The sequence below is a fragment of the Nonomuraea sp. NPDC049141 genome, assembly GCF_040648415.1.
Lineage (GTDB): Bacteria > Actinomycetota > Actinomycetes > Streptosporangiales > Streptosporangiaceae > Nonomuraea.
Genome location: NZ_JBEZDR010000006.1, coordinates 344,873 through 358,003 on the forward strand (window position 1 = coordinate 344,873; position 13,131 = coordinate 358,003).

Genomic DNA, 13,131 nt, shown 5'->3' on the forward strand with positions numbered 1-13,131 from the left:
TGGATCACTCTCCTCTGAGGGCGGCGGCGGTGCGTACGGCCTGGCTGACCGTGGCGCGCAGGGCGGCGTATTCGGGCAGGGCGCGGAGCTCGTCCGGCTCCAGCCCCGTACGGGGCAGCGGGATGTCGAGGTCGAGCGCGATCCGGCCCGGTCGCCTGGTGAGCACCACGACGCGGCTGCCCAGGAACACGGCCTCCTCGACGCTGTGCGTGACGAACACCGAGGTGCGGCCGGTCTCGGCGCTCACCTGGCGCAGATCTTCCTGAAGCCGCTCGCGGGTGAGCGCGTCCAGCGCGGCGAACGGCTCGTCGAGCAGCAGGAGCGGGTTGTCGCCGGCCAGTGCCCTGGCGATGGCGACGCGTTGCTGCTGGCCGCCGGAGATCTGCCAGATCCGGCGGTGCGCGACGTCGTGCAGACCCACTCGCCGCAGGAGTTCCGGTATCTGGCGGGCGCGCTCCTCGCGGGGCACGCCCGCGTACCGCAGCGCCAGCTCGATGTTGCCGCCCACGCTCTTCCAGGGGAACAGCCGGGGTTGCTGGAAGACGATGCCGGCGCCCTTGCCGGGCACGGGCCGGTCGCCGCCGGTCCGTACGGTGCCGGAGGTGGGCTGCTCGAAGCCGGCGATCAGCCGCAGCAGCGTGCTCTTGCCGCAGCCCGAGGCGCCGACGATCACGAGGAACGAGCCCTGCGGGACGTCGAGCGAGAGGGGCCCCAGGGCGGTCACGGCGTCGCGGCCCCTGCCGTACACATGCTCGACTTCATGCGCGTGTACGGCGGTCGCGCGGTCGAGGTCAGGGGGCGAGGACATCGGGAAGACCCTTGTTGTAGATGGCCCGCTGCACGGTCGCCAGGTCGGGGACGGCGTCGATCTTCTGCTGGTCCTTGAGGAACTGGGCGGCGCCGACCAGGTTCTGCGCCAGGCCGCCGACCTTGTCCGGTGTGCCCAGCCATTCGGCGGCCGCCAGGTCGGCGGGCTTGAGGAAGACTCCCTGGCTGAGCTGGTCTTTGGCGTCGTCTACGGCCAGGTTCAGCTCGGCGGCCACGGACTGGGCCGCCGCGCCGGGGTCGCCGGCGATCAACTGGAGGGCCTTGGCCTCGACCTTGCGCCAGGCGTCGACCGCATCCGGGTGCGCCTCGACGAACGCGGTGGACACCACGCCGAGGTCCAGCGTGGGCTTGCCGGCCGTGGCCAGTTCGCGGCTGCTGATCAGCGTCTTGCCGGTCTTCTTCAGCTCCTTCAGGCTCGGCAGCCAGGTGTAGGCGGCGTCGATGTCACCGCGGGCCCAGGACGCCACGATGTCCTGCGGTTCGAGGTCGATGAGTTTCACCTCCGACTCGGCCACGCCCGCCTGGCTCAGCGCGGACAGCAGGCTGTAGTGGGCGGTGGAGGCGAAGGGGGTGGCGACCTTCTTGCCGCGCAGGTCCTTCACCGACGAGATGCCACTGCCGTTCCTGGCCACCAGGGCCTCGTTGTCACCGGCCACATCCAGCACGAACGCTACCTGGTACGGGATGTTCAGCGGAGCCGACAGCCCGCGCGCGACCGGGCTGGACCCGATGGCGGCGATGTCGACGCTCTTCGCGACGAAGGCGGTGTTGATGCTGGCACCGGAGTCGAACTTGGTCCATTGGACGGTGTAGCCGGGTAGCGCCTGCTCCAGCCATTTCTTGTTCTTCACGACGAGGTCGCCGCTGGGGAACGCCTGATAGGCGATGCGGATGCTCTTGGCCTTCGTCCCGCCACCGCCTCCCGCGGCCGCGGTCCCGTTGCCGCAGCCGGCCAGAGCCGCGATCAGAACGAGGGAGAGCAGGAGCGTGAGACGCGGTCGTGACATGGCGCGCTTCCTTATGGGACGGTGGATGATGGTCAAGAACGACCCCTCCAGGGGATGAGCCGCTGTTCGGCGACCCGCAGGATGCCGTCGATGAGCAGGCCCGAGATGCCGATGGCGAACAGCCCCACGACCACCACGTCGGTCTGCAGGTAACGCTGGGCGTCCCTGACCATGCCGCCGATGCCCGGCACTCCGTTGACGGTCTCCGCGGCGACCACGGAGGAGTACGCGATGCCGACGGCCAGGCGGACGCCGGTGAAGATCTCCGGCAGCGCGTTGGGCAGCACCACGTCCTGGATGACATGCCGGCGCGAGGCGCCCAGCGCCTTGGCCGCTTCGACCAGGTCCGTCGGCGCGCCGTGTACGGCGGCGGCGGTGGCCACCGCGACCGGCGGCAGCGCCGCGATGGCCAGCAGCCACAGCTTGGGCGTCTCATCGATGCCGAACCAGATGATGAGCAGGCTGAAGTACGCCAGCGGCGGCAGCGCCCGCACGAAGGTGACCACCGGTTCGGCCACGATGCGGATCCAGGGCACCGTCCCGAGGATGACCCCCAGGACGAGCCCGCCCGCCACGCCGATCGCGGAGCCGATGAGGATGCGGCGCAGGCTCACCCCCAGGTGCTCGATGAGCAGGCTGCCGCTGTAGCCGCGGATGCCGTCGTGCGTCGTGGACAGCAGCACGAACCGGTCCCATACCGCTTTCGGAGCCGGGATGAAGGACGGGTTGTCGAGCGCCGTGGCGACCGCCTGCCACAGGCCGAGCAGTACGAGGACGGCGAGCGTACGCACCGCGAACCGCGGGGCCGCCCGTCGGCGCGACAGCGGCTTGTCCGGGGATTTTCGGTACACATGTATTTCCTACCAGTTTAGAGGGGTTTTAGGCAAGCGACTGCTCCCCAGGCGATCCCGGGCCCATCAGCTGACGGTCACCTTGATCTCCGCGAACTGGTTGGCGGAGCTGGTGATCTTCACCCCCCACGTGCCGGTGCCGGCCGCCTTGGCGTCGATCTGGTACCTGCCCATGCCCTTGGTGGTGTCCTTGCGGTTGGTGCCGGATCCGTTGAAGAGCAGCTCGACCTTCTCGTTGTTGAGCTTGGTCCAGGGCGCGTTGACGTTGTCGCGCTTCTGCACCTTCCCGGTGTGCCTGACGTTCGTGTTCTTCGAGACCGACTGGTCGTTGACGGTGTGGGACACCTGGTACAGGCCCGCCTTCTCCACCGTCGAGTGCTGCTGGACGCTGCGCGAGCCGCGCAGTGCCTCGGCATCGGCGGACAGCCCTCTCCCGGTGCCTCTCGTGCCGGAGCCGGGGAACTCCGCCCGCCAGAAGCCGGAGTTCCGGGCGATCACGACGGCGGTGAACTCCCCCTCCCTCCCGGTGTCCGTACGGGTGATCTCGGTCCACGCGAACTCGTCGTCCTCGCGGAACTCCAGCAGGACGGGCAGGCCGCTGACGTCCGCGTCCGCTTGCAGGACACCGGTGAAGGTCAGCTCGTCGCCCTCGCGCACCGGATCGGGGGAAAGGCCGAACCCGTCGATCCGCGTCTCCACGCCCGACTCGGCCTCGGTCACCACCGTGAAGGTGTCCTCCACGGCGTCACAGCGGGCGCCGATGCGCACCCGCCAGGTCCCCGTGACCTTCACGACGCTCTCCGCCCGCCACAGGTCGCCGAACTCGCCGCTCTCGACGCGTTCGAACACGAGCTTCTCCCGCTCCCCGCCAGGGCCGCGCAGGAAACCTCGCAGGTCGCGTACGCCGGAGGTCGCGACGTCGACGGCCAGCGGCACGCCGGAGATCACGGGGACCGGCGTGATGTCGACCGACTCGATGAGGCCGTCATCGCGCAGCAGCTTCCACAGGATCGTCCGCGGGGTCGTTCTCGGGGTCGCCATGGTCAGCACACCTCTCTGAAGGAGATCTCGGGAATGAACCTGTCCCAGTCGGCCGGGGCCAGGCCGACGCCCGCGCGGGCGCAGATCCGGGCCACGGCCGCGGCGGGATCGACCGGGATATCGTGAATCGTGCCGTCGTCCCCGATGCTGAGCAGGTGCCGGCCGTCGCCGGAGAACCCCAGGGCCAGCACCCCGCCGGCGTGCGCCTTGAACGAATCCCCCAGGGCCGTGCGGGCCGCCACGTCCCACAGCTGGACCTGGCCGCTGCTGCCGCCGGTGGCCAGGATGGCGCCGGCCGGGTGGAAGGCGATCGCCATGACCGTGTCGAACTCGCCGCGTCCGGGCGCCAGCCGTCCCAGCTGACGGCGGCCGAGCCCGTCCCACAGGTCGACGCCGAGCTGCCGGAAGCCGACCGCGATCGTCGAGCCGTCCGGGGAGTAGGCCAGCGACCTGACCCCGTCGACGCTGCCGCCGAACGGCCTGTCGCGGATGACGTTCCCGGCGGCGAGGTCGATGAGGGCGGCGTCGCTGCCGCCGATCACCAAGGTCTTGCCGTCGGGCCGGACGGCCATCGCGTCGAACCCGTCCCGCGGCAGGTCGGGCAGTCGCTGAGCAAGGCGTACGTCCCACCGCTCGGCCCGGCCTCCGGCGGGCGCCACGACCAGGGTCCGTCCGTCGGGGCTGAAGGCGAGGCCGTCGATGTACTGCCGGCCGCCTATCGGCAGCCGCGCGGTCGCGGTCCGGCTCGCCACATCCCACAGGGTGACCGTGGTCGTACCGGCCGATCCGGCCGCCAGCGTCCGCCCATCGGGGCTGAACGCCAGGGCGTACGCGCCGTCGGCGGCGTCATCGGCATCGGTGGTGGTGGCGGAATCCCGGTAGCCGAGAGTGCCCAGCGACCGGGCGGCGGCGACGTCCCACAGCACCAGGCCACGCTCGGTCTGCAGCGCGGCGAACCGTCCCGCGGGGTCGAACGCCGCCGCGCTCGCCGAACCGGCCACGTGCACGCCCATGGTGAGGTCCAGCACCGCCACCGCGCCCCTGCCCAGCAGGTAGCTGAGCCGCGTGTGCCCGGCGTCGAGCCGGGCCGAGGGCATGCCGGAGGTGTCGGTCAGGGGGTAGTGCAGCGTCGGCTCGCCCGTCGCGACATCCCAGATGGCGATGGCCGCGCGGTCGTAGGAGATGAGCAGCCGCCCGTCGGCGCTGAAGGACAGCCAGGCCGCCGTGATGCCGTCGACGAGCGACTCCCGGCGGAACCGCCCGGCCGCCAGGTCCCACAGCCGGATCTGGCCGCCCGTGGCGATCGCGGCCGTCCCGGGCCCGAAGGCGACCGCGCTGCCCGACCCCCGGATCCGGCGCCGCGAACCCAGCTCCCACAGCTCGTAGCGGCCGTCGGTGAAGGTGGCGGCGGCGTACCGGTCGTCGTCGGAGATCGTGATCCGGTCGATCCGCTCGTCCCGCGTGCCCATGACCCGTACGCCGGTACGGACGTCCCTGACCTCGCCCCTGCCGTCGGTCGTCGCCAGGCCCAGCAGCCGGCCGTCACGGCTGAGTGTCGCGCCGAGCGCGGTTCCGGCGATCCGCGGTCCGGGCCGGCCCGTCGCCACGTCCCACACGCGTACCGTGTCGGGGCCGCAGACCACGACCTTCGCCTGGTCGCCGCTCAGGGCGATCGCGCGCACATCCGTACCCACTCCGGCGACCGTACGGACCGGGCGGCCGGCCGCTCGCAGCGTCACCCGGCCCGCGTCGGCGACGGCCAGGACGCGGCCGTCGGCGCTGAGGTCGAAACGCGCGTCCGCCCCGGCGGCCGGCGGCGGCAGCACGGTCAGCTCGCGCTGCGCGAGAGCGCTGTACAGGACGGCCCGCGCCTCCTGGACCGGGGCGATCCGCCAGGCCGCCACACTCAGCAGCATGGCCCTGACGGGGTCGGAGGTCTGGAGCGTCTCGGCGAGCATCGCGGTCTTGCGGGCCACCGCGATGTCCCGTTCCCGTACGGCCGCCGCCCGCTGCCCGGCGGCCACGCCCGTGGCGGCCAGCGCGATGACCAGCATGGTGGCCAGCGCCGCCATGACCTGCCGCCGGCGACGGGCCCGGACCCGGCTGTAGGCCAGGCCCGCCTCCAGGAAGGCGTTCTCGACGAGGTTCAGGGTCACGTGCTGGCGGCCCGTCGCGGCCCAGCTCAGCGCGGCCTCAAGGGAGCCGCCCTGGTAGAGGTCGCCGAGACGGCGCCCGTGCGCGTCCCATCGCTGGGCGGCCTCGCCGAGCCTGCGGTGGATCCGCAGCCCGGCCCGGTCGGCGTCGATCCACCCGCGCATCCGCGGCCAGGCGCGCAGCAGCGCCGCGTTGGCCAGCGACACCGTGTCGTCGTCGCGGACCACCAGCTCGGCCCGGGTGAACCCGAGCAGCACCCGGTTCAGCATGGCCGGGTCGACGACGCCGTCGTCGAGTTCGCCGGCCGGCACCCTGCGCAGCATGTCCTCGGCGCCCTCGCCGGGCATCACCAGGCGCAGCATGATCTGCGGCACGACCGCCTGGTCGGTGCCGCGCAGCCGCCGGTAGATCTGCTCGGCCACCAGCTCCAGGGGTGGCTGCGCGAGCCGGGCGGGCGGCCGGATCACCTCGGCCGCCCTGCTTCCCTCGGTCAGCAGGGCCTGGGTGCCGCCGTCTTCACGTGGGGTGACGTCCTGACCGCCGACCAGGGCCAGCAGCAGGCCCCGGGAGCTGGGACGGTCGGCCGGGTCCTTCGCGAGGGCCGCCGTCACCAGGGTGCGCAGCGGCTCGGCCAGCACGGACACGTCGGGGACGGCGGCGAGGATCTGGTGCAGCAGCCCCGCCAGGTTCTCGCCGGTGAACGGGTCCCGGCCGGTCGCCGCGTACAGGACGACCGCGCCCCACGCCCAGATGTCGACGGCCGGGCCCGCGCGCTCGCCGATGACGCTCTCGGGGGCCATGAACGCCGGAGTCCCGGCGTTCTGCCCGGTGGGGGTGAGCGACATCTCCGACGTCCTGGCGATCCCGAAGTCGATCACCCGTGGCCCGTCGGGGCCGATCAGGACGTTGTCCGGCTTGAGGTCGCGGTGGATCACCCCGGCCTCGTGGATCGCGGTCAGCGCGGTGGCGATGCCGGTGGCCAGCCGGTGCAGGTCGTCCGGCCGGTACGGCCCGGCGGTCTCGACGGCCCGGCGCAGGCTGGGACCGCCGACGTACTCGCTGACGATGTACGGCCGGGGGTCGTCGAGCCGGACCGACAGCACCCGGGCCGTACAGAACGCCGACACCTGCCGGGTCGCCGCGGCCTCCTTGGCGAACCGGAGACGCAGCTCCGCCCCGGCCCCGGGGTGCAGCACCTTGATCGCCACGCGCTGCCCGGCCGGGTCGTACGCCTCGTAGACCACACCCTGCCCACCCTCCCCCAGCCGTCCCGCCAGCCAGTACTCACCGAGCTGGCGCGGGTCGCCGGGGACGAGGGCACGCATGTCCACGATGGTGCAACGGCATCACCCGATCGAGAAGGGGTTGCCGCGCCTGTCACTTCTCCCGAGCGGCCAGGGAGGTGTAGACGATCACCTCGTCGGGACGGATGAGGCCGTCCTGGATGGCGCAGATGAGCAGTTTCTCCTTGGTGGGCGCGGGTCGTCCGGCCGCCGCGTACTTGACCCGGGCCCGGTCGATGTACTGGCGTACGGTCCGCTCCTTGATCCCCATCCGGGCCGCCACGGACGCCTTCGACATCGACTGGAACCAGAACAGCAGCGCGGCCCGCTCCTTGTCCGACAGCTGCGGCCGGTACGGGCTCTCGTCCGTCGCGATCGCCTGCGCCATCGGCGGCGTCATGCTCGGCTTGTCGGCGGCCACCTCCAGGATGGTCTCGAGGCAGGACTCCCGGGTGGCCCGGCCCTTGCCGATGAACGCCGACGCCCCCGCGTCCAGCACGGCGCGTACCGTCTCCGGCTCCTCGTGCTCGGAGAAGACGATGACCCGCTGCCCGCCGCCGCACAGCTCGGCGACGCGGTCGATGACCAGGGTGCCGTTGAGGTTGAGATCGAGCATCAGCACGTCGGCGGCCGTGCCGCGGACGGACTCGATGGTGGACCCCTGGGCGACCAGCTCCACCGGGCTGGGCGGGCCGAACCACGATCTGACGCCGTCCACCACGACCTGGTGGTCCTCCACCAAGGCGACCGTCACGGGCCCTGCCAGATGCTGTTGACCCATACCTCCCCTCCCTGCCGCTGATAGGTGACGACGACGCCGCTGGGCTCGCGGATCGGGGTCGGGCTGATGGGCAGGTCGTCGTTGTCGGCCACGACGGCCACGCTCATCATGGTGGACATCGCGGACACGGTCACCCTGGCCCGCGATCTGGCGCCGTCCAGTGCCAGGATCGGCGCTCTGAGCAGGTCCTCTCGTACGCCTTCCGGCAGGTCGGGCAGGTTGTCGCCGAACGGCGGCGCCGTCACCAGGACCTTGCGCCGCTCGGCCGCGTCGATGCGTTCGCGCAGCGCCGACACCAGTTCGTCGGGCACATCCTCCCGTTCGGTGATGAGGCGGCGCAAGCGCATGGCCCCGGCCGTGCAGTCCGCGCGTACGCGGGGATCACCGGGATCGGCGCCGTCGGCGAGCTGCTTCAGCAGCGACTCCGCCACGTCGCGGATGGCGTCGTACCTGCGCAGCCGGTCGGCGTGGATGCGCCGGGCGGACTCCCGCCAGGCGTCGTCGGCCGCCAGCCGGCGGGCCAGCAGCACGGCGTCCTCGGCGCGGACGCGGAGGGTATGACAGCCTGCCAGGTAACCGAGCTGCAGGGTGATGCTGCCGACCTCGACCATCAGGTACTTGGCGATGGAGACGCGGTCGAGCGTCCCGGTCACGGCCATCGCCGCCAGCATGATGCCGGCGTTGGCTGTGAGGAAGGCGAGCAGCTCGCCCCGGCCGCGCGGCCGGTTCCACAGGAGCAGGACGCCGAGCCAGCCGACCGAACCCCAGCCCCAGTCGATGGGGGCGATGAGGTCCTTCGGGTAGCAGGCCACGATCACCGCGATGGCCAGGGCCAGCGCGGGGATGGCGAGCTCGCGCCCCCTGCGCGGTCCGCTGGAGTAACGCAGCAGCGCCGACGCGGCCACCACCGCGATCACGGTGTACAGGATCCAGGACACCGCCGCCACCACCGGCCAGCGGAAGTCGTCCCAGCCGGTGATCGTGACCGTCAGGTCGTAGCCGGTGTGCCAGAGCAGGGCGATCATCACCGCGCCGATCGCGGTGTAGCGGGCATAGCGCTGCGCGACCTGCTCGATCTCCTCGGTCACGGCCGCCACCACAGTCTCACCCGGGTGCCCTGGCCGCCTGAGGAGATCTCGGCGCCGCCGTTCGGCAGGGACCGCATCGTGTCGAGGATCGATCCGCGAACGCCGAACCGGTCGGCCGGCAGCCGGTCCTGGTCGAACCCGCGGCCCTCGTCGGCGACCTCCACGCGGATCTCGCCGTCGTGCCTGCTCGACAGCAGCTCCGCTTCGCGTACGCCGGCGTGCAGCGCGACGTTCGCCAGGGCCTCGGTGACGGCGCGGGCGAAGCTCTCCGCGACGTCCCCGGGCACGGTCTCCGGCACCAGGCTCCGGTGGACGTCCAGGCCCGTCATCCGCCCTGCCACCTCGTCCAGCAGGGTGTCCAGGGCTATGGAGGCGGAGCCGGCGCGCGGCGTGTCACGGAGTTTCTCCAGCGCCGACAGGTCGGTCGCCGCCTGGTCGCGCAGGGTCGGCGAGGGCCCGTCGTAGGTGCCCAGCCCGACCATCGTCAGCGTGTGCAGTGACGTCTCGTGGATGCTGCCGACCTGCCGCAGCTCGTCCTCGCGGCGCAGCCGCTCCACCATGAGCGCGATCTCGGCGCGCGCGCTCTCCTTCAGGAAGGCGTCCGCCGAGGCCGAGGAGCGGCGCAGCAGCATCATCAGCACCACGATCGAGAGAATCTGGACGAAGTGGGTCCCCGTCGTGATGATCACGTCCGGGGAAGGGGACGCGAGCCGCGCCCCGGCCAGATAGGCCCCCGAGATGACCAGGCCGGTGGGGATGGCCACCTTGGGCGGCCAGGCGACCCCGGCGACGACGATGGTCATCGTGACCAGCCCCGCGATCCAGCTCGCGCCGGCCTCCAGCGCCGCCCTCGCCACGAGGTCGCGCTGCGCGAGGCATAACGCGACGGTGATGGCCACATCACCGGCCGCCAGCCAGATGGGCAGCAACTCCCTGCGCCACACCAGGCGGGCGAACAGCAGCGTCCACCCGAGTTCGACCACCAGCATGGGCACCAGCCACCGGGCGGAGACCGGCGGGACGGCGCCGATCGTCGCGGTGATGACCGCCACCAGGCCCACCGCGACCCGCGCTCCCGCGGCCGTACGCGCGACGGCCTTCTCCAATTGCCTGGCCGCCGAGTCGTACCTCGTGGAACCGGGGTGAGCCATGCGCCGTCCGCTCGCGATGAGAGCACAAAACGGGTCTCACGATAACGCACCCGGTAGGGACGAGCGGGGTGTCGCATGGCTGTTTTCCTCGGGCCGGCTCTCCTGCGGTATGCACCGCGTCTTCGCACCCTGGACCACCGGCGGCCGGGCCGCATGACGGCTGATCGGCCGTCAGTCGCCGTCGTCTCGCGCGGGCGTGTACTGGGCGCGTGTCGCGATGACCGCGACGAGAGGGGACCTCATGACCTTCATCGTGATCACGATTCTGCTCTCCTGTCTGTCTGTGATGGCGGTTCGTGGTCAGCGCGGCACCTGGCCGGCCGGCATGCCCATGGCGCGGCCGCGGCTGTCGGCGGTGGGCGGTACGTACGAGGGTTCGCACCGCCGGCCGTCCGACGCGTACGTCATCCAGGAACGGCTGATCGCGGCGGCCAGCGGCGCGGACGACGCCGCGGACGGTCCCGCGGATGGTCCCGCGGACGACGGCCCGGCCGACCGCCTGGCCGACGGCGCGAACGACGGCGCGGCCAACGGAACGGGCGGCGGAACGGGCGGCCAGGCCTCTGCCGCCTTGGTCCTGGGTGCCGTGGTCGCCGCCCGGCCCCACTACACGGGGACGCGGGAGGCGGACATGGACGACTGGGCCCAGGCGGTGCATCACTCCGTGCGTACCGCCTACCTGCGCGACCCCGCCACGTCCGGCCTGGTCAGCACGTTGGACCTGATCATCCTCGACCCGGAGGACGGCCCGTGCCTGCGCTTCGCGCACGTCGGCGACGGCGCGATCTGGCACTGCGCGAAGAGCGAGCCGCCTCAGCAGATCACCACGCCGCACTCCTTGGCGGACGGCTCGCCGCCGCGCTGGATCGGCCTGGCGTCCGACCCCGATCCGCAGGTCGGCACCGTGTCCCTCCGTCCGGGTGACCGCGTCGTCATCGTCACGAACGGCGCGATCCGCGCCCTCGGCGTGCCCCGCATGAGGGAGCTGTTCGCCGGTGGGCAGTCCCCCGCCGCCTGTCTGGACAGGGTGTTCGACGAGATGGCCGCCGTGGAGCCGAAGGACGACGCGACCGTGGTCATCGCGGACTTCGTCACCACTTGAGGCCTCCCGTGCCGGGCCGGTAATTCTGCATGGTCCGCGCGTGTCGGCACTGCTTCCATGAGGAGGGTCTCCGGGGGGCCGGAGTCGCGACAAGTGGAGGAACCTCTCATGGCCGACAACCGGCTGCTCGACGAGACGTGGTTACGGGGCACTCCCGGGGACTGGACGGGGATCAGGGGCAAGGTCACCTTCCCCTCCCGTGCCCAGGTCATCGAACTGTCCGTGCAGCTGGCCCGCGCCGTGCCCGGCCACATCGTCGAGTTCGGCGTCTGGAAGGGGTATTCCACCCGGGTGATCAGGGACGAGCTGTGGCGTAGCGGCCTCTGGGATCGCCGGCAACGCAGGAAGCGGATCTACGCCTGCGACTCCTTCCAAGGGCTTCCGGAAAGCTACGAGCACCTGCGCGCGGGCACCTTCGCGACGCCGGTGCCGCGGCTCAGGGGCGTCCGGATCGTCGAGGGGTTCTTCGAGGACTCCCTCACGCCGGAGCTCGCCGCCGAGGTGAACCAGGTCAGCCTGGTCCATTTCGACGCCGACCTCGAATCCGCCACGGCCTGCGCGCTGGCCTGGGTGACGCCGCTGCTGTCCGATGGCTGCCTGCTGCTGTTCGACGAGTTCTTCGGCGAGGATCCCGCCGAGTGCCGCGCCCTGGTGGAGTGGAGCGAGAAGACGGGCATCACGACGGCCTTGGTCGCGATGTTCGGCAGGGAACCGAGCGGCAAGGGCGACATGACCGACAGGCGAGCGCTGTTCCAGGTGATCGGTGCCCGCGAGGTCAGAAAGGTTCCGCCGCTGTTCCTGGCCCGGCTGCGGAGGAGGCTGGCAGCGAACTGGTGAGCCACCCCGCATACCGCGAGGCGAACAACCCCGGCAGACCACCGGTATGCAGGAACACCACCAGCGTCCCCGGACAGGCGCGCACCGCGGCGAACAGGCCCGCCATCGCCTTGGCCGTGTAGACGGGATCGAGCAGCAACGCGTCGGTCCTGGCCGCCACCCGCAGCGCCGCCAACGCCGCGTCCGTGGGCGCCCCGTACCCCGCCCCGACCTGCGCGGTATCCATCCGGCACCGGCCTGCGGGCCGGGGCAGGCCGGCCTGGCTCGCCGCCTGGGCGGCGAGCTCCTCCACCGCCGCGCTCAGCCCGGGGCGCGCGCCGACGTCGATGCCGAGCACCTTGCCGTGGTCACCGAAGCCGGCGACCAGGCCGGCGTGCGTGCCGCCCGAACCGGCGGCCACCACGACCAGGTCGGGGTCCAGCCGCTGCCTCAGCTGGCGGGCCACCTGGATGTACGTGGCCGCGCCGAGCGCCGACGAGCCGCCGATCGGGATGGCGTACGGTCGGCGTCCCTGCTCGGCGAGCCGGTCGGCACGCGCCTGGATGGCGGCCTCAAGCTCGTGGTACGGCATCGCCGCGGCGTCCAGGCGGTGAATGTGCGCCCCGAGTATCCGGTCCAGCAGGAAATTGCCGCTCTCGTCGCCTGGCATGCTCGGTGTGAGTACCAGGTCGCAGTCGAGGCCGGCGATGTTGGCCGCGGCGGCGGTCATCCTGGCGTGGTTGCTCTGCGCTCCCCCGCCGGTCACCAGGTGATCGCAGCCCTGGGCCATCGCGTGCGCGACGATCGCGGCCAGCTTGCGGGCCTTGTTGCCGCCGCCGGCGAGGCCCGTCAGGTCCTCCCGCTTGACCCACAACTGGTCTGGGTCCATGCCGAGGTGCCTCGCCAGATTCGGCAGCCGGTGCAGCGGGGTGTCCTCGATGGGGAGAATCACTGGCTTCTCCTGTCTGCCGCCGGGCGAGCCGCCATCGATGACCCGCGGTCTTTCAGCCGCCCTTGGGGACCTGGCAG

General features: G+C 71.9%; 11 protein-coding genes. 2 read left to right on the forward strand and 9 right to left on the reverse strand.

The window, feature by feature from the left end; genetic code table 11:
• Positions 1-4: 4 nt before the first annotated feature.
• The 8 genes from AB0B91_RS20595 to AB0B91_RS20630 form a co-directional block, all read right to left on the reverse strand.
• A complete protein-coding gene (locus AB0B91_RS20595; RefSeq protein WP_358321634.1) occupies positions 5-808 on the reverse strand; it encodes an ABC transporter ATP-binding protein in 804 nt (267 codons plus the stop codon).
• Positions 792-1,835: an ABC transporter substrate-binding protein gene (locus tag AB0B91_RS20600; protein WP_358321637.1), complete on the reverse strand. Its 1,044-nt coding sequence runs from the start codon at positions 1,833-1,835 to the stop codon at positions 792-794. Before AB0B91_RS20600 ends, AB0B91_RS20595 begins: the two co-directional genes overlap by 17 nt.
• 32 nt (positions 1,836-1,867) lie before the next feature.
• Positions 1,868-2,686: an ABC transporter permease gene (locus AB0B91_RS20605; RefSeq protein ID WP_358321640.1), complete on the reverse strand. Its 819-nt coding sequence runs from the start codon at positions 2,684-2,686 to the stop codon at positions 1,868-1,870.
• A gap of 66 nt (positions 2,687-2,752) precedes the next feature.
• Positions 2,753-3,727 (reverse strand): hypothetical protein, encoded by a 975-nt coding sequence (locus AB0B91_RS20610; RefSeq protein WP_358321643.1) that lies wholly within the window; start codon positions 3,725-3,727, stop codon positions 2,753-2,755.
• 2 nt (positions 3,728-3,729) lie between these two features.
• On the reverse strand, positions 3,730-7,206 hold the full coding sequence (locus AB0B91_RS20615; protein ID WP_358321646.1) for a serine/threonine-protein kinase: 3,477 nt from the start codon (positions 7,204-7,206) through the stop codon (positions 3,730-3,732).
• 52 nt (positions 7,207-7,258) lie between these two features.
• The gene (locus AB0B91_RS20620) at positions 7,259-7,945 is read right to left on the reverse strand and encodes a response regulator (protein ID WP_358321649.1); all 687 of its coding nucleotides are present in this window, start codon (positions 7,943-7,945) and stop codon (positions 7,259-7,261) included.
• Complete coding sequence (locus tag AB0B91_RS20625; RefSeq protein ID WP_358321652.1) at positions 7,915-9,033, reverse strand: hypothetical protein; 1,119 nt, start codon at positions 9,031-9,033, stop codon at positions 7,915-7,917. The genes AB0B91_RS20620 and AB0B91_RS20625 overlap by 31 nt, the downstream gene beginning before the upstream one ends.
• Positions 9,030-10,184 carry a hypothetical protein gene (locus tag AB0B91_RS20630; RefSeq protein WP_358321655.1) on the reverse strand — a complete coding sequence of 385 codons (1,155 nt, stop codon included), beginning with the start codon at positions 10,182-10,184 and terminating at the stop codon, positions 9,030-9,032. Before AB0B91_RS20630 ends, AB0B91_RS20625 begins: the two co-directional genes overlap by 4 nt.
• A gap of 241 nt (positions 10,185-10,425) precedes the next feature.
• Between AB0B91_RS20630 and AB0B91_RS20635 the strand changes: the two genes are divergently transcribed.
• Positions 10,426-11,286, forward strand: a complete 861-nt coding sequence (locus tag AB0B91_RS20635) for a SpoIIE family protein phosphatase (RefSeq protein ID WP_358321658.1) — start codon at positions 10,426-10,428, stop codon at positions 11,284-11,286.
• A 108-nt stretch (positions 11,287-11,394) separates the two neighbouring features.
• Positions 11,395-12,123 carry a TylF/MycF/NovP-related O-methyltransferase gene (locus AB0B91_RS20640; protein WP_358321661.1) on the forward strand — a complete coding sequence of 243 codons (729 nt, stop codon included), beginning with the start codon at positions 11,395-11,397 and terminating at the stop codon, positions 12,121-12,123.
• Here the strand turns inward: AB0B91_RS20640 and AB0B91_RS20645 are convergent.
• Entirely contained in the window at positions 12,062-13,054 is a 993-nt protein-coding gene (locus AB0B91_RS20645) for a pyridoxal-phosphate dependent enzyme (RefSeq protein WP_358321663.1), read from the reverse strand. The genes AB0B91_RS20640 and AB0B91_RS20645 overlap by 62 nt on opposite strands.
• Between the last annotated feature and the right edge of the window lie 77 nt (positions 13,055-13,131).

Bases quoted from the DNA above. Each gene is read 5' to 3' on its own strand.
- AB0B91_RS20635 (WP_358321658.1), top strand. From the start codon at position 10,426: ATGACCTTCATCGTGATCACGATTCTGCTCTCCTGTCTGTCTGTGATG.
- AB0B91_RS20620 (WP_358321649.1), bottom strand. From the start codon at position 7,945: ATGGGTCAACAGCATCTGGCAGGGCCCGTGACGGTCGCCTTGGTGGAG.
- AB0B91_RS20615 (WP_358321646.1), bottom strand. From the start codon at position 7,206: ATGCGTGCCCTCGTCCCCGGCGACCCGCGCCAGCTCGGTGAGTACTGG.
- AB0B91_RS20600 (WP_358321637.1), bottom strand. From the start codon at position 1,835: ATGTCACGACCGCGTCTCACGCTCCTGCTCTCCCTCGTTCTGATCGCG.
- AB0B91_RS20610 (WP_358321643.1), bottom strand. From the start codon at position 3,727: ATGGCGACCCCGAGAACGACCCCGCGGACGATCCTGTGGAAGCTGCTG.
- AB0B91_RS20640 (WP_358321661.1), top strand. From the start codon at position 11,395: ATGGCCGACAACCGGCTGCTCGACGAGACGTGGTTACGGGGCACTCCC.
- AB0B91_RS20630 (WP_358321655.1), bottom strand. From the start codon at position 10,184: ATGGCTCACCCCGGTTCCACGAGGTACGACTCGGCGGCCAGGCAATTG.
- AB0B91_RS20595 (WP_358321634.1), bottom strand. From the start codon at position 808: ATGTCCTCGCCCCCTGACCTCGACCGCGCGACCGCCGTACACGCGCAT.